At 41.3% G+C, this 19,463-nt stretch carries 16 protein-coding genes; 13 read left to right on the top strand and 3 right to left on the bottom strand.

Annotated features, from left to right (window positions below):
- Nucleotides 1-13 precede the first annotated feature (13 nt).
- Nucleotides 14-1,432, bottom strand: coding sequence for a polyphosphate:AMP phosphotransferase (gene pap / locus ACINWC141_RS16430; RefSeq protein WP_009393220.1), 1,419 nt, complete (start codon nucleotides 1,430-1,432; stop codon nucleotides 14-16).
- A 209-nt stretch (nucleotides 1,433-1,641) separates the two neighbouring features.
- Here pap and ACINWC141_RS16425 point away from each other — a divergent pair, with 209 nt between their 5' ends.
- The 13 genes from ACINWC141_RS16425 to ACINWC141_RS16365 all read left to right on the top strand — a co-directional run bounded on the left by ACINWC141_RS16425 (nucleotide 1,642) and on the right by ACINWC141_RS16365 (nucleotide 16,301).
- Entirely contained in the window at nucleotides 1,642-2,349 is a 708-nt protein-coding gene (locus ACINWC141_RS16425; protein ID WP_009392972.1) for a DUF8198 family protein, read from the top strand.
- Between the two features lie 147 nt (nucleotides 2,350-2,496).
- Complete coding sequence (gene ubiE / locus ACINWC141_RS16420; protein WP_004640878.1) at nucleotides 2,497-3,444, top strand: bifunctional demethylmenaquinone methyltransferase/2-methoxy-6-polyprenyl-1,4-benzoquinol methylase UbiE; 948 nt, start codon at nucleotides 2,497-2,499, stop codon at nucleotides 3,442-3,444.
- An 11-nt stretch (nucleotides 3,445-3,455) separates the two neighbouring features.
- Nucleotides 3,456-4,124 (top strand): ubiquinone biosynthesis accessory factor UbiJ, encoded by a 669-nt coding sequence (locus tag ACINWC141_RS16415; protein ID WP_009393018.1) that lies wholly within the window; start codon nucleotides 3,456-3,458, stop codon nucleotides 4,122-4,124.
- Nucleotides 4,125-4,136: 12 nt separating this feature from the next.
- Nucleotides 4,137-5,756, top strand: a complete 1,620-nt coding sequence (locus tag ACINWC141_RS16410) for an ABC1 kinase family protein (protein ID WP_009393215.1) — start codon at nucleotides 4,137-4,139, stop codon at nucleotides 5,754-5,756.
- 282 nt (nucleotides 5,757-6,038) lie between these two features.
- Nucleotides 6,039-6,812, top strand: coding sequence for a bifunctional phosphoribosyl-AMP cyclohydrolase/phosphoribosyl-ATP diphosphatase HisIE (gene hisIE, locus ACINWC141_RS16405; RefSeq protein WP_009393005.1), 774 nt, complete (start codon nucleotides 6,039-6,041; stop codon nucleotides 6,810-6,812).
- A gap of 9 nt (nucleotides 6,813-6,821) precedes the next feature.
- On the top strand, nucleotides 6,822-8,324 hold the full coding sequence (locus ACINWC141_RS16400) for a UvrD-helicase domain-containing protein (protein ID WP_009393198.1): 1,503 nt from the start codon (nucleotides 6,822-6,824) through the stop codon (nucleotides 8,322-8,324).
- A 23-nt stretch (nucleotides 8,325-8,347) separates the two neighbouring features.
- Nucleotides 8,348-9,739, top strand: coding sequence for an AAA family ATPase (locus tag ACINWC141_RS16395; protein ID WP_009393079.1), 1,392 nt, complete (start codon nucleotides 8,348-8,350; stop codon nucleotides 9,737-9,739).
- A 314-nt stretch (nucleotides 9,740-10,053) separates the two neighbouring features.
- Nucleotides 10,054-12,906: a monovalent cation/H+ antiporter subunit A gene (locus tag ACINWC141_RS16390; RefSeq protein ID WP_034678975.1), complete on the top strand. Its 2,853-nt coding sequence runs from the start codon at nucleotides 10,054-10,056 to the stop codon at nucleotides 12,904-12,906.
- Nucleotides 12,903-13,271, top strand: a complete 369-nt coding sequence (locus tag ACINWC141_RS16385; RefSeq protein ID WP_003654595.1) for a Na+/H+ antiporter subunit C — start codon at nucleotides 12,903-12,905, stop codon at nucleotides 13,269-13,271. Before ACINWC141_RS16390 ends, ACINWC141_RS16385 begins: the two co-directional genes overlap by 4 nt.
- On the top strand, nucleotides 13,271-15,082 hold the full coding sequence (locus tag ACINWC141_RS16380; RefSeq protein ID WP_009393227.1) for a monovalent cation/H+ antiporter subunit D: 1,812 nt from the start codon (nucleotides 13,271-13,273) through the stop codon (nucleotides 15,080-15,082). Before ACINWC141_RS16385 ends, ACINWC141_RS16380 begins: the two co-directional genes overlap by 1 nt.
- Before the next feature lie 2 nt (nucleotides 15,083-15,084).
- Nucleotides 15,085-15,612: a Na+/H+ antiporter subunit E gene (locus ACINWC141_RS16375; RefSeq protein ID WP_009393118.1), complete on the top strand. Its 528-nt coding sequence runs from the start codon at nucleotides 15,085-15,087 to the stop codon at nucleotides 15,610-15,612.
- Nucleotides 15,609-15,884, top strand: a complete 276-nt coding sequence (locus tag ACINWC141_RS16370; RefSeq protein ID WP_004795001.1) for a monovalent cation/H+ antiporter subunit F — start codon at nucleotides 15,609-15,611, stop codon at nucleotides 15,882-15,884. The genes ACINWC141_RS16375 and ACINWC141_RS16370 overlap by 4 nt, the downstream gene beginning before the upstream one ends.
- Before the next feature lie 12 nt (nucleotides 15,885-15,896).
- Complete coding sequence (locus ACINWC141_RS16365; RefSeq protein ID WP_009393074.1) at nucleotides 15,897-16,301, top strand: Na+/H+ antiporter subunit G; 405 nt, start codon at nucleotides 15,897-15,899, stop codon at nucleotides 16,299-16,301.
- 58 nt (nucleotides 16,302-16,359) lie between these two features.
- Here ACINWC141_RS16365 and ACINWC141_RS16360 read toward each other — a convergent pair whose 3' ends face one another.
- Together ACINWC141_RS16360 and infB are read right to left on the bottom strand one after the other, a co-directional pair.
- Nucleotides 16,360-16,761 (bottom strand): ribosome-binding factor A, encoded by a 402-nt coding sequence (locus ACINWC141_RS16360; RefSeq protein WP_009393224.1) that lies wholly within the window; start codon nucleotides 16,759-16,761, stop codon nucleotides 16,360-16,362.
- Nucleotides 16,761-19,460: a translation initiation factor IF-2 gene (gene infB / locus ACINWC141_RS16355; protein ID WP_009392995.1), complete on the bottom strand. Its 2,700-nt coding sequence runs from the start codon at nucleotides 19,458-19,460 to the stop codon at nucleotides 16,761-16,763. Before infB ends, ACINWC141_RS16360 begins: the two co-directional genes overlap by 1 nt.
- Between the last annotated feature and the right edge of the window lie 3 nt (nucleotides 19,461-19,463).

Below are 19,463 nucleotides of genomic sequence, written 5' to 3'. Positions count from 1 at the left end.
TTTAGCTGAGAGCTTAGTCTGCTCTCAGCTGTTTTAAAACTGCTCTTAACACCTCTAAACGTGCCGTATATTTATCATCAGTTGCGACAATATACCAAGGTGCATAATCAGTACTGGTTCGCTCGAACATATCTGCTGCGGCTTTTAAATAATCATCCCATTTATCACGATTACGCCAATCTTCTGCGGTAATTTTAAAACGCTTATGCGGTGTTTCTTCTCTGGCTTTAAAACGCTGCTCTTGCTCATCTTTGCTAATCGCTAGCCAAATTTTTACTACAATTGTTTGACTATCAAATAAATCTTTTTCAAAACGATTAATCTCGTCATAGGCACGCTGCCACTCTAAAGGCGAAGCAAACCCTTCAACACGCTCAACGAGTACCCGACCATACCATGTTCGGTCAAAGATCGTAATTTTTTCGGCCTCATTAATACGATTCCAGAAACGCCATAAATAAGGATGACGTGCTTCAAAGCGTTCAGGTGCACCAATGCAATGAATATCATATTCACGTGGGTCTAAATTTTTAACAATTCGCTTAATTGCACCGCCTTTACCCGCAGCATCCATTCCCTCAAAAGCAATCACCACATTCCGTTTATCAAAACGCATGGCATCAGCAATTTTTTTACTCAGTTTATCGAGCTCTTTTTTATATTCAGCTTTGTCATATTGCTCCTGAGCAGGTTTTAATAAACTCTCTGGAATTTTTGCTTGCTGCCATTTTCCTTTAGCTACCGTTTCATGCTCTGGAAGCTGACGCATGTGTTGTAAAAGGTACTGAGCAAAAAATTGATCGCGCTGCTTTTCATCTTCGCCATCAATAATGTACCAATCGTCGGTAAAACGGCGGCGTAACTTTTGCAAAGTGTCATATTGTTTTTTATTACGCCAGTCTAAGCCGTGGAGCTTGTGCCAGTGCTGCTCTGACGGGTCAATTTTGTCTAAACGTTTTTGTAGTGATTTCCACGAAAGATCGAACCAGACTTTAACCACATCGACATAATTATTTTTTAAATCTTGTTCAAATGCCCGCATATTTTCAACATAAGCATCAAATCGTGCTTCATCTAGAGGTTCGGTCACATGCGTTGCTGTGACGAGCAAATCGCTATACCAATTGCCAAACATCACCACAATTTGGCCTTCGGTAGGAATAAACTCCGAATAAGATTGCCAAAATGCTTCTGTATCTGTCAGCACACGTGGCGCATCTGCTTTTACTCTTAAATATCTTGGATCTAGCCACTCGCGAAGCTGCTTCACGGCTTCCCCTTTCCCAGCCAGTTCAATACCACTCATTAATATCAGTGTGCTTTTAGCATTTGGTTTGCCTCGACTTTCTTTTAAAGCATATTGTGCTTCAATCAAATCGACTGAAAGCTGTTCTTCATCTCGAATTTCAAATTTTGGTTGTTGTTCACTCATAGTCCACAGCTCTAATATTTTATTGTTTAATTTCGATGATCTTTAACTTATGCGGTTAAATGATGAATTGCTATACAAATTATGTCATTGCGATAGAAATCTGTCTAAGAATTGACGCATGAATCATTTTTTTTACATCTTCTCGCCATAGTACAAGGTTACAATGCCTCTTATGATTTTTTGTAAATAGCCCAATATTAGAGCCTTAAATGTCTAAACTCGCTGCTTTTGATGAACTTTTACAACAATATAAAACATTTAATTATCACGATAATCCGGTGCTTGCCCAACGTTTGCAAGATGTACAAACCTGGCTAAAAGAACGGATGAAAGATACGCATCACGAATTTTTTAACTTGCCTGAACACAAACTCATGGCACAGTATTTTTTAAATCGTTTATATGGTGGTCCAGAGTTTGATGCACTTGCAGCACAAATTGAACGTCTGTTGAAATATGCTCATAAAGCCGAAAAAGTATTGCCTGAAAATGCAATTAAAACCGGAACTAAATCGGTCAGTTTAGCTGTGCTTGCCACTCAGCTTGATGAACAAGTGGCTATGCAGCTTCTTGAGGACTATCCAGCAGATACAGTATTAACTGACGAGATTATGCGCTTAACCCTCACCAAACTTGATCAGGCAGAAGCGCGTTATCAGCAACTTGCTCTTCTTGATGATTTAGGCGCAGCACTCGATAAATATATGCGTTCATTTATGATGTTTACGGCGTTTAAAATGTGTAAAGGTATTGCCCAAAAATATCACTTCGAATTGATGTATGATTTTATCCAAGATGGTTTTAGCGCGATGAAACCGTTAAAATCAGCCGAGAACTTTATCAAGACTTTTACTGAAAAAGAACGCCAAATTATTGAAAATGTACATTCAGGGCATCCGAATCCGTTTAGAGTGTGATAAGGTCGGCACAGAGAAAAAATCAACCTTACGAAGTTGAGATTTTATTCATTATATTTGCATGATGATGCCTGTAAAAATAGACAAAATCTGTCATCATGCAGAACTTATTCCGTTTCACTTGAGTTTGAGTCTAGGAGAGACAATATGTCTAACGAAAACCAAAAGCCAACATCTCCAACTGAGCAGGCACAAAGTTCAGACAAAGTTAGCCCATTCCTAAGCTCACCTTTACCGCAAGGTACCCCTCAAGGGCAACAACAAACTTTACAACAAACTTTAACTGATACACCAGTTAACGGTTCTGTACCGAAATACAATTTACCACGTGGTGCTGGCAATACTGGCAACGTGGGAGAAACCACACACTTCGGTTTCTCAACTGTTAAAACTGAAGATAAAGCTCAAAAAGTTGCGGAAGTATTCCACTCGGTTGCAAGCAAATATGACTTGATGAATGACTTAATGTCATTTGGTATTCACCGCCTATGGAAACGCTTCGCAATTAACATGTCTGGCGTCCGCCGTGGTCAACACGTGTTGGATATTGCTGGGGGTACAGGCGATTTGGCAAAAGTATTCAGCCGCGAAGTTGGTCCTCAAGGTCATGTTGTTCTTTCAGACATTAACGAATCTATGCTTAACGTTGGTCGTGACCGTCTAATTGACGCAGGCTGTACCAATGTTGATTTCGTACTTGCCAATGCAGAAACTTTAGAACCTTTTGCAGATAACAGCTTTGACTTACTCACCATTAGCTTTGGTTTACGCAACGTGACAGATAAAGATGCAGCGCTTGCCTCTATGTTCCGTGTGTTGAAGCCAGGTGGTCGTTTACTTATTCTTGAGTTTTCTAAACCTGTATTTGAGCCATTCTCAAAACTTTATGACCTCTATTCATTCACTGCTTTACCGATTATGGGTAAATTGGTTGCCAATGACTCAGAAAGTTATAAATATTTGGCTGAATCAATTCGTATGCATCCAGACCAACGTACCTTGAAAGGTATGATGGAAAATGCTGGCTTCCAGAACTGTGACTATCACAACCTTACTGCTGGTATCGTTGCCGTTCACCGTGGCTTTAAACTGTAAGGGATAACGATATGTGGTCGATTCTGGCACTCGGTGCAGTCGAACGTATCATTCATCATCTGATCGATCTGGATGCGGTTACACGCATTCAGCTTAATCAGTTACAGGGCAAAATGTTGCGTGTTGTGATTGATAGCCCGCAGCTTTCTGTCGATGTATTCTTTGACCAAGAAAAAGTACGTCTTGAACCTACTGCAACAGGACACAGTGAGCAGCCTTCTATTTTTGAACAGCGCCCTTTTGATGCGCAATTCAAAATTTCTGAAGCAACCGCAACTTTGCATGTTAAAGATGTGGTCGAACTGATTAAATTATTGGTCAGCGATCCAGATCAGATTGGTAATATCCCATTGCAAGGTGATTATCACCTGTTACAGGATATTCAAAAGATTATGCAGCAAGCTGAACCAGATTTAGCTGCGCACTTATCAAGATGGGTGGGTCCCCAACTTGCCCACGAAATTGGCAAGATTCAGCTTGTACCTAAACATTTAAAACGCTCGGTGCAAAGCCATCTATTTTTTGCTGAAGATGCATTAAAAGAAGATAGCGGACTATTTGCCCCTCGTTGGGAAATGGACGACTTAACTCAAGCAACTCGCAAGCTCAATCAAGACATTGATCGTCTAGAAGCAAGATTGCAGCAACTCAACACACAACTACAACCCTCTCAAGATTAGGTAAGACCGTATATGATTCCGCACGTTTCACGTTTACTCGAACTTTGGCGTATTGCAGCGCACTATAGACTCGATACGTTGTTCCCTGCGGATGAATTACCAGTTAAAGCTCAACATGCTTTAAGCATTATTAAAATGCATCCGGCTGCATGGTCTAGTCGCGAACGTAAAAATCCTTTAAAGCTAAAAGAAGCTTTAGAAGATATGGGACCGCTCGCAATTAAGCTTGGACAATTACTGTCAACTCGACGTGATCTGATTCCACCAGAAATACTTGCTCAATTGGTCTTGCTTCAAGATCAGGTAAAACCTTTTGATAGCAATGTCGCCAAACAACGCATTCAAGATTCGTTAAAAGCTGATGTAAATACCTTGTTTGCTCGCTTTGATGATCAGCCCTTAGCTGCTGCTTCAATTGCCCAAGTTCATACTGCTGCTTTGCACGATGGTCGAGAAGTTGTTGTTAAAGTGACTCGCCCCGACATTCGCAACCAAATTTTGCAAGACTTTGAAATTTTGGCATGGTTAGGCAACACACTAGAAAGTCGCCTTGAAGCGGCTCGTGCCTTACATCTCACTGAAATTATTCAAGACTACCGCCAAATCATTTTAAATGAGCTGGACTTGAGTATCGAAGCAGACAACACCCGTCGTATGCGCCATTATTTTACTGGCTCAACCATGATGTATGTGCCTGAAGTCTACATGGACACGAAAGATGTCATGGTAGCAGAGCGTATTACAGGTGTACCTATTTCAGATACGGCAACTTTTGACCGTCTAGGCATGGACCGCGCACAACTTGCAGAAAAAGGATTAACCATTTTCTTTACGCAAGTATTCCGCGATAATTTTTTCCATGCCGACATGCACCCTGGCAATGTCTTTGTAGAAACAATTAACCCAAGCAATCCACGCTTTATTGCACTGGATTGTGCGATTATGGGTGAGTTATCTAAGCATGACCAGATGACGATTGCCCGCATGTTGCTTGCTGTAATGAACAGCAACTTTATGCAACTCATTCAAATTGTGCATCAAGCTGGCTGGATCCCACCGGGTACAGACCAAGATGCGCTATCACGTGAAATGCGACGCACCGTTGGCCCAATGGTATCTAAACCCATGGATCAACTTGATTTTGCCGGCATTCTAATTCAAGTGATGGATATTGCCCGCCGCTTCCATTTAGAAATTCCACCGCAGCTCATGTTGTTGCTGAAAACTTTAGTGCATGTTGAAGGCCTAGGTACTGATCTTTATCCGCAGCTCGACATCTGGAAATTGGCAAAACCAATATTGACTGAATGGGTCAAGGCCAACATGAACCCAGTCAAAAATATAAAAGAGTTAGGACAGCAACTACCAGACCTGCTTTTAGGTGCTCAAGATTTTCCAAGCTTAATTATTGATAGTTTAAATGGTTTAAAAAATCAGTCTGCTTGGCAAGACCGTCAGTTACGCGAAATTCAGCAACTTCGTTTACAAATGGAACATCAACAACGCCGCAGTTGGATGTTCGGTAGTAGCATGCTGATTTTACTGACCATCGCGATTATTAGCCCATGGTTTGTTTCTATTATTTTAATTGTGCTAAGCAGTTTATTGGCACTTTGGCGTATCTTGAAATAATTTGTCCTTAGCAAAGGTTATTCTTAGTTTTAGCATATAAATGTTTTAAAAATAGAAGAATAACCTTTGTAAATTACCGATCTTGATTATTCGGTTTTAACCGTCGCAAATATCTGAATAACATACTGACAAGTAATGAAGATAAGTCGTTCTTTAGCATGACAGAAAGAAAAAGCGCAAAGAATTTCTCCGCAAAACGACGCTGATGCCGTACACTATACAAGCTATTTTTAGCATCTGACTTAAATCAATTTATAGTTCATATTTCTTTGGTGATTCCTCATGAATAACGCGCAATGGCTCGATGAAGTAAAATTTAACGAACAAGGTCTTATCCCTGCCATTGCTCAACATCATCAAACCGGACGTGTTTTGATGGTGGCGTGGATGAACCGTGAAGCACTCGCGTTAACAGCAGAAAAAAATCAGGCTGTCTATTTCTCTCGCTCTCGTCAAAAACTCTGGCACAAGGGTGAAGAATCAGGTCATTTCCAAACAGTGTATGAAATTCGTCTGGACTGCGATGGCGACGTAATTGTGCTACAAATTGAACAACACGGTGGTATTGCATGCCATACAGGTCGTGAGTCTTGCTTCTATCGCAAACTCACTCCACAGGGTTGGGAAATTGTCGATGCACAATTAAAAGACCCTACTGCAATTTATGGTGACAAAGCTAAAACTGAAGCACACGATCATGTACAAACCACAGAACAAGTCGACGTACTTGCTCACTTAGGTCAATTGATGCAAGAGCGTAAGCAAGCTGAAGCAGACACTTCATATGTTGCAAGCCTCTACAAAAAGGGTATCAATAAAATCTTAGAAAAAGTCGGTGAGGAAAGTGTAGAAGCGATTATTGCTGCTAAAGATTTTGCCGCACAGGATTCAGAAGCTCACTTAAACGATCTCGTTTATGAAACAGCGGATTTGTGGTTCCATACTATTGTCATGTTGGGTTATTTCGATATTAATCCACACGTTATTATTGAAGAATTAGCCCGCCGTCAGGGTTTATCTGGTTTAGTTGAAAAAGCTAACCGCAACAAGGTATAAAATCACTCAGTGTCGAATATTGAAAAACCTAAAGCCACCTATGAACAAGCCATTGCCATAGATAACGCACGTCTTGGGCAGTCATTTAAAGTGATTGCCTATGCTGGCACAGGTAAAACCACCACTTTACAAATGATTAGCGATGCCATGCCTGAACGGCGCGGTATGTATCTCGCATTTAACAAAGCTATTGCGGGTGAAGCACAAAACAAATTCCATCGTAATGTGGACTGTCGTACTTTTCACTCGCTCGCCTTTCGTAGCGTGCCCCGCGGTGTAACTGACAAATTACGCCTACCCCGACTAAGCCCAAGTTTTATTGCGAAAGAATATCGACTAGCACCTATTACGCTACGACGTATGATGGGTGGGCGTTACGAAAAATATGTTTTAATGCCAAGTCGCCTAGCGAGCCTTGTCGCAAATGCAGTAAGCTATTTCTGTTCAACGAGTTCTCAATATCCAGCACCTCGACATATTCAGGCGCCCAACTGGTTGCATCCAGATGATATTATTGAATTACAAAATCATCTTTACCCTGCTGTGGAACGGCGTTGGCTAGAGTCGATTGACCAAAACCATCAAGCTGGTATTGGTCACGATATTTATCTCAAGCTTTGGGCATTGTCTGAGCCTAATATTCCGGCCGATTATGTCTTATTTGATGAGGCACAAGATGCTGACCCTCTAATGCTGGGCATTTTGCTTCGCCAAAAAAATACTCAAGTTATTTATGTAGGTGATGCACATCAACAAATCTACGCTTGGCGTGGTGCAATTAATGCCATGCAACAATTGCCCTTGCCGGAATCTCGGTTAACCACTTCTTTTCGTTTTGGTGAGGCTATTGCCGATGTGGCCAATGCACTGCTTGGCGGTTTAAATGAAACTGTTCCCTTGCTGGGTAATCCAAACCAGAAATCGAGCGTCGTAAATAAACCGCATACTAAAATGCGTGATGCGATTTTATGCCGCACCAATGCTCGTGCAATGGAACTTTTATTAGCAGGTTTGGTGCATGGCGATAAAGTGAGTTTGCAAGCTGACCATCAAAAACTAAACCGTTTTGTAGATGCTGCAAGTTTCTTAAAACAAGGCAAAAGGGTCACGGACGTTCCTGAGCTAGCATGGTTCAATTCATGGCATGATGTTCATGAATACTGTGAAACCAGTGAAGGAAGCGACATCAAACCTTTAGTTAAACTGGTTGATGATCACGGAACTGAACCATTAAAAAAAGCACTTGCAAAGATTACACCACTTGAGCAAGCTGATTACGTCATCTCGACAGCCCACAAAGCGAAAGGGCTAGAATGGAACCGCGTTCATATTGAAGATGACTATCAATTTAAAATTAATGGCTTAGAACACAAGATTACGGATGAAGAATTAAGATTACTTTACGTTGCCTGTACTCGTGCTAAAGTAAGTCTAAATATCCATCATCTTTATGATCTGATACAACAATTAAAACTCAGGGCGCCTTTAAGTCTTCGTCAATCGGTTGGTTGAAGCGCTCATACTTAGGTGAGCCTATGAAACTTGAATCTATCCAATTTAAACATATTGCTCTATTTCAAGAACTAAAAATACAGTTTCAATATGAAAAACAACCTATTACCCTAATTTTAGGTGAGCAAGCAACCGGTAAAAGTATGTTATTGAAACATACTTATCATGCTTTAACTTGGTTCCCTGCTCGTCTTAAAGATTTACGTAGCCCCGGTATTGTTATGCCTGATCAGGACATTACCCAATCGCGGCTACAATCGAAAATCGAAGTCACCCTTCAAGTTCCCCCAGAAATTGGCTCTTTACCAGAAAGCACCTCTGCTCAAGAGATGGATTCTTCTCTTTGTAGTTGGAAACTTTTTAAAACCCTAAATGCAAGTGGTATTGGGATCAGCCAAGTCGAAACTCAGCAACTTGATCAGACGATGGCACTTTACCAACAGGTTATCAAAAAAGATCCATTACAAGGATTGCCCTTAGTCGCTTATTACCCAGCCGAGCGATTTGTAAATGATATTAATCTGCTCAATAAAAATTTACCCGGCATTACTCAACCCATTTCAGCCTATGATATTAGCCCAGTTCCATTTACAACCTTCACTCGTTTTTTTGAATGGTTACGTGAAATTAGCGATATCGAAAATGCTCAAGCTGCACATCTCGTACAACGCATTAAATCTAAGCAATCAGATCAGCAAGATCAAACAGAACTATTAAATGAGCTTCAAAAAGAGTTATCTGGGCAGCCTAAACAGCTTACCTCTCCGAATCTCTACGCACTTAAAAATGCATTAAATATTGTTTTGCCAGAGCTCAAAGACCTATATTTACAATATCAGCCTCGGCTTCAACTCATGGTTGACTATGATGGTCAAACCCTGCCGTTTCAGCAGCTTTCCAACACCACAAAAACATGGATTGCTTTAGTAGGCGATATTGCCCGCAGAATCTGTTTACTCAATCCGTTAAGCTTAAACCCGTGCCTTGAAGGGGAAGGAATTTTACTTATTGATCAGATTGATGCGCAACTCGACTCGACACATTGCACAGAAATCTTAAATCGGCTTCACCAAGCATTCCCACGCTTACAAATTATTGCAACTGGAAGTCGTGAGGAGTTACTGGAACATGCCTCGGCCTATCAATGTTTAAAACTAGAGCATGGTAAAATTAGCCATCTTGATTTAAATACAACCAAGCAACAGCTTGAACATATCTATACATTACTTCAAAAAAGCGATTCCTTGGTTTCTCATATAGAAACACCGCCTCCGAGCTTAATAGACCCTATCCCGTCTCCAGCACAGATTGATATTTTATTTCAACAGATTCAGGGTTTAAATGAACAACAAAAGAATGAATTGCTACGCATGATTCATGCAGGAGATACACCCGAAGAAAGTCCTTCAATTTAATTTTTATGACTCATTTATTCTATTTTTAGAATGAAATTCGGTGTCGCACAATATATAGTTTAAACAGGATTTTTAAGCTCTAAAATCACTAGATGTTGTTACTACATGTAATAACATCAGATTTTTACTGCTTTTTTAGTGTACAATAAATTTCATTTTGCGTTTTAATTCTTCAAGTTGCGCAATACAACTTGTTTCTCGCTTTATTTTTCTAATTTGGTTGGGCTTTCAGAATACAAGCCTTGGAACTCTCTTTGAATTCCTATCTATTCTGAAATTAAAATTTCACTTTTAGGCTTCGGCCTAAATCACATATGGATACGAGTGTGCTACCGATAATTATCTTATTACCGTTAATATTAGGCACCACCCTTGTTTCATTGCTTCAACGGTTCTCTCGTGGAGTAACGGCTTTAGGGGCGATTGGAGTCAGTTTAACCAGTTTTGGTTTATTACTGACTCAAGCTAAAACTGTGCTTGGTGGTGCAAGCATTCAACAAAGCTGGGATTGGTTACCTCAATTAGGAATTAATCTAAGCTTCAGACTCGATGCTCTTAGTTTATTATTCTCTCTACTTATTACCGGTATCGGTACACTCATTTATATATACGCCTACTACTATCTTGGCCCTAAAAATTCTTTAAGCAAACTCTATTCTTTACTCATGCTGTTTATGGCAGCAATGCTGGGTATTTCGCTCTCTAATAATCTTATTATTTTATTAGTCTTTTGGGAGCTCACCAGTATTTCATCTTTCTTGTTAGTGGGTTACTGGAGTCATTATGAAGCTGCTCAACGCGGCTCTCGTATGGCACTGACCATTACAGGGATGGGTGGCTTGGCGTTATTGGGTGGATTTGTTCTATTAGGACAAATCACCGGGACCTATGAAATTAGTGACATCATGGGCATGAAAGACGCCATTCAAGCCCATGCTCTATTTGTTCCAATGTTATTGCTTATTTTGCTTGGTGCATTTACGAAGAGTGCTCAGTTTCCATTTCACTTTTGGTTACCAAACGCGATGGCAGCACCAACCCCAGTGTCTGCCTACCTACACTCTGCGACCATGGTAAAAGCCGGTATTTTTCTACTTGCCCGCCTACTGCCAATTTTTGTAGGCGCTGCGATCTATCACAATATTGTGACATTTATCGGCCTATTTACACTTTGTATGGCAGCATGTTTTGCCATTTTTAAAGAAGATTTAAAAGGTTTACTTGCGTACTCAACAATTAGTCATTTAGGACTCATTGTTTGTTTACTTGGTATCGGTTCGCCTTTAGCAGTTGCTGCTGCTATTTTTCATATTATTAACCATGCAACATTTAAAGCTGCACTCTTTATGATTGCAGGGATCATTGACCATGAAACTGGTACACGTGATCTTCGAAAACTCAGTGGTATTTGGCAATTACTTCCTTTCACTGCCACATTAACCATGATCACCGCGGCCTCTATGGCAGGTGTACCACTCACCAATGGCTTTATTTCTAAAGAGATGTTCTTTACCGAGCTATTGGCAAATCTTTCAGGTTCAGCCGTTATTTTTGCCAGCATCATTGCAACGCTTGCTGGTATTTTTGCAGTAAGTTATTCAATTCGCTTAGTGCACGGCGTGTTTTTTGATGGTCCAATTGGTAAACAAGTTCCAAATAAAAATGCGCATGAACCGCCTATGGGCATGCGCGCACCTGCCCTTCTTCTTGCTGTGCTATGTATCTTAGTCGGCGTTTTACCTTCTTTGTTGGTAGAGCCACTCGTAAATAGCGTAACGAGAGCAAGCTTGATGCAACCAGAATTTGCAGGAACCCATCTTGCAATTTGGCACGGATTTAACGCTCCTCTTGTGATGAGTATTATTGCTTTAGTGGGCGGCACACTGTTCTATTTTGCTTTAGCAAAAGATGGCATGATTCGTAAAATTGACCTTGACCCGCGTCTCGGCAAATTACAAGGCCGCATTTTATTTGATTTATTTTTAAAACATCTGTTGCTCTCAAGCCGAAAAATTAAACAAAAAACTGAAAATGGCTCATTGCAAAGTTACTTGTTCTTGATCATTGCTTTTAGCATCATCATGGTCACCATGCCGTTACTCAATCAAGGGCTTAGTACAGGTACACGTGAACTCACTCATGCACCATGGATTGCCATCGTTCTTTGGCTGACTTTATTCTCAGGTTGCTGGATGATGCTGTGGTTCCACCATGAACGTATTAAAGCAGTCCTTATTAGTGGTGCAATTGGTCTGGTTGTAACGATGGTATTTGTCACCATGTCAGCTCCAGATTTGGCACTAACTCAAATTACGGTAGACGTTGTAACCACTGTTCTTCTATTAATGAGTTTATCTTTACTTCCACAGCTAACGCCGTATGAGTCTCTTCGTTCTAGACGTTTAAGAGATGCTGCTTTAGCTATTATTGGAGGTTTAGGAATTGGCTGGATTGCGTGGCTGATCTTAACCCGTGATCATAATTCGATTTCATGGTTCTTTGCCCAACAGTCTTTACCACTTGGCGGTGGCTCAAACATTGTAAATGTCATTTTAGTCGACTTCCGTGGCTTCGATACCTTCGGTGAAATTACGGTACTAGGCATTGCTGCTATTGGTTCACTTTGTCTCATGGACGGTATGCGTGTACACGGTACCACCATAACCCAAGGTCTCACCTACCGTTTTAATCCATCTCCACTCATGTTTCGTATTACAGCCTCTTGGGTATTGCCATTAGCGCTTGTCGTGAGTGTGTATATCTTTATGCGAGGCCATAACTATCCGGGCGGTGGTTTCATTGCAGGTCTAATTACCTCAATGGCGTTAATTATCCAATATATTGCGCTAGGCCAAGACCAAACTGAATACTTACTCAAAGCAAAGTCTGGTCGTCTTTACGAAATCTGGATTGGTTCAGGCTTAACAATTGCTGGTCTTACTGGTATAGCAGCATGGTTCTGGTTACGTCCATTCCTCACCAGCGCGCACGTGTATGTCGAATTACCTATTCTAGGAAAACTACATTTGGCCTCTGCTGCGAGTTTTGACCTAGGGGTTTATATCACCGTTGTTGGCGCAACAATGTTGCTCATCTCCGTATTAGGAGACTCTCGCCACTCAAGTATGTCTGGACCTGTAGTACCACATCGGGAGGAATCATCATGATCAGTTTAGAATTCTTATTGGCTTCTGCGATTGGTTTACTTGTTGCCACAGGTATTTATCTGATTTTACGTGCTCGTACTTTCCCTGTCGTACTTGGATTGGCTGTAATTGGCTATGCTGTAAACCTATTTTTATTTGCTATGGGCCGGTTACAAATCAGCTCACCCGCAATTTTAACTGAAACAACAAAAATAACAGATCCACTTCCTCAAGCGCTGGTGTTAACAGCCATTGTGATCGGTTTTGCAACCACCGCTTTTATTGTACAACTGGCGCTGCGTAGCCGTTATGAGTCAGGTAGTGATCATGTTGATGCTAAAGAAGACATCTCTCCAACATACGACCCACGCGAGGATGAGCCGTAATGTTTGATTTTTTATCTTTCTGGCAAGAACATGCGCCTATTTTTAGCATTCTCATCCCAGCATTTACTGCTTTTATATTATTACTGCTAGGTAACCCTGGGGCAGGTGCTTTAAACGATGACTGGCGACAACCATGGCGTCGAGGCATTAGTCTTGTTTCCGCAATTGCCGGATTAGTTACCGCAATTGTATATTTAAGCTTTGCAAGCACAGGCCAAATTACCACTTATCAGCTGAGTGAATGGTCAGCACCATTTGGTATTGTGCTCGTATTAGATCGTCTTTCTGCTTTTATGCTGGTACTGACCTATGCGTTAGTCGTTCCAGTTTTATGGTATGCAAGCGATAATTGGGACACCCGTGGTCGCTATTTTCATGCCATGGTGCATTTCTTGTTAATGGGTATCTGTGGAGCATTTTTAACAGGCGATTTATTTAACCTTTTCGTCTTTTTTGAAATCTTGTTAATGGCTTCGTATGTTTTGCTTTTACATGGACAAGGCAAACCTCGTTTTCAGCTTGGCGTTCACTATGTCATTATCAATCTTTTAGCCTCTGCCCTATTCTTAATTGGTCTTGGTATGATTTATGGCAGTGTGGGCAGCCTCAATATGGCAGATGTTTCACGCCTTATTCCCACACTCGAAGCAGATCAACACAAATTAGCCGTAGCAGGTGCCTTACTTTTATTTGTAGTGTTTGGCATTAAAGCAGCCATGCTTCCTGTAGGTTTTTGGCTACCAAAAACTTATGCTGTTGCAAGCACGCCTGTAGCTGCAATTTTTACCATTATGACCAAGGTCGGGATCTATTCGATTTTGCGTGTAAATGGAACAGTATTTGACGATGCGCTTAGTCAAGAAATTTTAAAAAGCTGGCTACTTCCTATTGGTTTGATTACTTCACTCTACGGGGTGATTGCAGCAATTGGGGCAGATCGGTTACGTCGCTTCGTCGGGTTTATGGTGCTTTCTTCAATTGGTACATTGCTCACAGCAATTGCCATGTCGAATACACAAGCATGGTCTGGCGCATTATATTATTTAGTGCACAGTACATTGATTGGAGCAGCTTTTTATCTATTTTGTGGATGGATCACCTCACAACGTGGAGATTTTAAAGATCATCTAAAAGTTGCCCCAAGAATCAAACAAGAAAAAGCCGCTATGCTGACTTATTTCTTGATTGCCATGATGCTGGCGGGTTTACCACCTTTTAGTGGTTTTCTTGGAAAGGTATTTATTTTACAAGCGACAGTCGAAGCCAGCTACCAAGGTTGGATCATTGGGGTTGTGCTTGTTGTGAGCCTGTTAAGTATTATTGCTCTAACACGAGTTGGTTTTATCTTGTTCTGGCGAGCAACACCACCAGAAGAAGATCCAATCCATCCGGCTTATATTCTTTATCGAGCATTACCAGAACGAGTACCACCACGTAATGATCAAGTGATTTATGTGTTACTTGCTGGCTTAATCGCTTATGTCGTCTTTGCTGCACCTATTCAGCATTACACATTAAGTACTGCCCAGCAGATTCAAGACCATGCACTTTACCAACGCACTATTCTTAAAGTAGATAAAAATGGTGAAACTATCAGCGTACAACCATTTGATCCCTCTTATCTACCAGAAACTAAATATGGTGGTGAGGTTGAAGATCATAATGCTTACCTCGTTCCAGATATTATTTCGAAAGATACCTTCAATGGTGAACATATTTCGGAATATAAACTTCGACAAATTCAGCAACAGGACAAACTACAAACCCCTACCATTGTTGATGAAAGTCAATTGAAACCTATGGAGCCATAACAATGCAGTTATCTCATTTGCTTGAACGCTGGTTTCCACATCCATTTGTTTCCGTTCTTATCATTTTATTTTGGCTGATGTTGTCACATAGTCTTGATGCTAGCGACCTTCTGACAGCGGTGCTTTTAGGTTTAATCATTCCTCGTTTAGTCAAACCGTTTATTACCCGTACACCACATATTCACTGGAAACCGGCCGTTAAATTATATTTTGTCGTTCTTTGGGATATTGTCATTTCTAACTTTCGGGTGGCAAAACTCGTTTTAGGGCCTACCAAAAATTTACATCCTAAATGGTATCGTGTGCCCTTAGAAACGGAACATGAGCAGGTTAATAGCTTACTGGCAATGATCATTACCACAACGCCCGGAACGGTTTCTGCGGGTATTGATCAGGAGCGTGGAGATATTCTGGTTCATGCGTTGAGCACGGATAATACCGAATCTGATATTCAAGACATCAAACAACGTTACGAAATGCCACTTATGGAAATTTTTGATGTAAAAAGCAAAACGGAGGCAAGTGTATGACGATCCTACCCTATGCTCTAGGTATTAGCTCGATTGCCATAACAATCTCTATGCTACTTTGCCTTTTCAGATTGGTCATTGGCCCATCAATTGTAGATCGACTTTTAGCACTCGATACGCTTTTCTTAAATGCAACTTGCCTCATTGTTGTTTTAGGCATTTATTGGATGACGACCTCTTTATTTGAAGGTGCCCTACTGGTTGCTATGCTAGGTTTTGTATCTACAGCAGCCTTAGCACGCTACTTCACAACCGGTCATGTTATCGATTAAGGAGAGATCAAAATGCAGTTCGTAATGGAAATTATTGTTTCGGTCTTTCTGGTTTTTGGCGCTTTCTTTATGTTAGTCGGCTCAATTGGGATGGTACGTCTACCTGACTTATTTATGCGCTTACATGCACCCACAAAATCAAGTACGTTAGGATTAGGTAGCTTCTTGATCGCCTCTATGATCTTTTTTGCTTTCCAAGGCCGCTTCGGTTTTGCCGAGCTACTGATCACACTGTTAGCTTTTATTACCGCACCGGTTTCTGCCAATTTAATTGCTCAAGCTGCGTTACATTTACGTTTGCGTTCGCTAAGTGGAGAAGTTCCAGAAGCAATTGAGCGCCCCCTGCCTTGGGACCGTTATAAAATTGGACAGCGTTTCTCGCAAAATAAACCGCCTATGGACCCTCCTAAAGACTAGAAAAAAGCCAGCCAATAAAAAAGCCACCCGAAGGTGGCTTTTTTATTTTTAATTTATATTACTGTTCGTCATCTGACTCGCGTTTCGGTAAATCATTTACCGCTTTCTCGATCAGACCAAACATATAGTTACCATAAGCATTCGTCTTGTCATAATGGAAACGCAATCTTGGCGTAATACGTGTCTTGATACGACGACTCAATTCATGACGCAAGAAACCAGAAGCTTTATTTAATACCTCTAAAGTTTCTTTATTTGCTGCCTCACTTTGCTCATCGCCAAGTTCACGTCCCATTACAGTGACATAAACTTCAGCATAACCCATGTCTGCACTGACTTTCACCGCAGAGATGGTCACTAGACCACCTAAGCGAGGATCTTTAAGCTCCTGACGGATCAGCTCAGACAACTCGCGTTGCACTGAATCCGCCATGCGCTTTAAGCGTTGGCTACCCGCCATTAAAGACTCCGTTTAATCAATTGAACATCATAGACTTCAATTTTATCTTTCACTTTGATGTCTTTATAACCTTTCACCGCAAGACCACATTCCATACCGGCACGAACTTCTTCAACCACTTCTTTATAGCGACGAAGAGATTCAAGCTCACCTTGGAACACAACCACGTCATCACGTAATACGCGAATCGGTTTATTACGATGCAATACACCTTCAAGTACCATACAGCCTGCTGCTGCACCAAACTTACTTGAGTGGAATACCTCACGTACTTCAGCAACACCCAAGATTGTTTCACGATGTTCAGGAGCAAGTTTACCGCTCATGGCATCTTTCACATCATCAATTAATTCATAGATGATGCTGTAGTAACGAATATCGATACCGTCTTGGTCACTTCTCTGACGAGCAGTTGTATCGGCACGAACGTTAAAGCCTAACAATACAGCTTCTGAAGATTCAGCAAGAATCACATCAGACTCAGTAATCGCACCAACACCCGAACTAATTACACGAACTTTTACTTCATCAGTAGATAATTCATGTAAAGCTGCATTCAATGCTTCTAAAGTACCACGTACGTCTGTTCTTAAAACAACGTTGACTGTAGGAACATCTTTTTTGCCCATTGACGACATGATGTTTTCAAGACGCATTGCACTTTGACGATCAATACGTTTTTGACGTTCACGGTCAGCACGAGCATCAGCAACTTCACGTGCTTTCTTCTCGTCATTCACAACAAGAACTTCATCACCTGCCATTGGAGCATCTGGAAGACCCAGAATTTCTACTGGAATAGATGGTCCTGCTGATTTAATAGGCTTACCATTTTCATCAGACATTGCACGGACACGACCATATGATGAACCTGCAAGAACAAGGTCACCAATATTTAATGTACCGTTTTGAACAAGAATAGAAGTTACTGCACCACGGCCTTTATCAACACGTGCTTCAATAACTACACCTTGAGCAGCACCTTGAGCAGATGCTTTTAATTCCATCAATTCTGATTGAATAAGAATTAAATCAAGAAGTTCATCAATACCTTGTCCACTGTGTGCAGAAACCTTAGCAATCGGAACATCACCACCCCATTCTTCTGGAACGATTTGTTTCGTTGTTAATTCATTTAACACACGGTCTGGATCAGCAGATTCTTTATCCATTTTGTTGATAGCAACAATAATTGGAGTACCCGCTGCACGCGCATGGTCAATTGCTTCTGCAGTTTGTGGCATTACACCGTCATCTGCTGCAACAACCAATACAACGATATCCGTTGCTTTAGCACCACGTGCACGCATTGAAGTAAATGCAGCATGTCCCGGTGTATCAAGGAATGTAATAATTCCTTTGTCTGTTTCAACGTGATATGCACCAATATGCTGGGTAATACCACCTGCTTCACCTGCCGCCACTTTCGAACGACGGATACGGTCAAGCAATGATGTTTTACCATGGTCAACGTGACCCATAATGGTAACAACTGGCGGACGAGTTGTTTGCTCACCACGTGCTTCTTCAGCCGCTTCAAGCAAGTTATCTTCCGCTTGGGTATCAGAAACTAAAACAGGGTTATGGCCCATTTCTTCAACAACAAGTGCTGCTGTATCTTGGTCAATAGCTTGTTCCTGATTAACCAACTCACCCATTTTCATAAGTGTTTTGATAACTTCACGTACTTTAATCGCCATTTTTTGAGCGAGATCGGCAACAACAATGCTTGAACCGATTTCTACATCATAAACTTGCTTTTTAACTGGCTTTTCAAATCCATGCTTATTTGCCTGGCTTGATTTTAAACCACGTTTGTTATGGTTAACAAAGCTTTGCTCTTCTTGACCACGACGACCACCTTTTTTACCCGCACGTGGGTTAGTGGTTGCGCCACCGCGTTTAATTTCACGGTCTTCTTGCTTAAATGAATCTTCATAAGCTTGGCCAACTAGACCTGAAGCAAGTGGAGAATCATCAATCACACGAATTGTCGTAGTAGCCTCGTCATTTGAATACTTAGACGCCATTTTGCGCATTTGTTCAAGTGTACGTTGCTGAGCTTCTTCAGCCGCTTTACGACGCGCAGCTTCTTCAGTTGCTTTTAACTGAGCTGTTTGTGCTTCACGCGCTTTCTTTTGCTCTAATGTTTCTGCTGGTTTTGGTGCAGGTTTTACTGTACCACCACCACGTTTTTTCACTACTACAGCAGCTTTAGGAGCTGTCTGCGCAGCGCTATCTTGTTGATGAGCAGCACGCATAGCATCTAAAGTTGCTTTTGCTTTTTGCTCTGTTTGAAGACGCGCGTTTTGCTGTTCAGTGTCACGCGTTTGCTGTTCTACACGTGTTTTAGCTTCAGCTTCTGCACGTGCTTTAGCTTCAGCTGCAATTTGTTCAGGGTTTGGTTTAGCAAAAACCTGTTTTTTACGTACTTCTACGTTAATTGTTTTTGCTTTACCTGAAGTACTTGCAACTTTAGCGGTACTGGTTGTTTTACGTTTCAACGCAATTTTTCCTGTGTTACCACTTTCCTGACCATGCACTTTTTTCAAATGATTGACTAAAGTATCCTGTTGTTCAGTGGTAATAATATCGTCTGCTGTACGTTGAGGCAAACCTGCTTCACGAGCCTGTTCTAGGAGCTTCTCAACAGGACGTCCTACACTGAGAGCTAACTCTTTAATCGACTTGTCCGTCATATT

It is taken from the genome of Acinetobacter sp. WC-141 (assembly GCF_000313935.1).
In the GTDB taxonomy this organism is placed as follows: Bacteria; Pseudomonadota; Gammaproteobacteria; order Pseudomonadales; family Moraxellaceae; genus Acinetobacter.
This window is presented reverse-complemented; position numbering and strand designations above follow the sequence as displayed.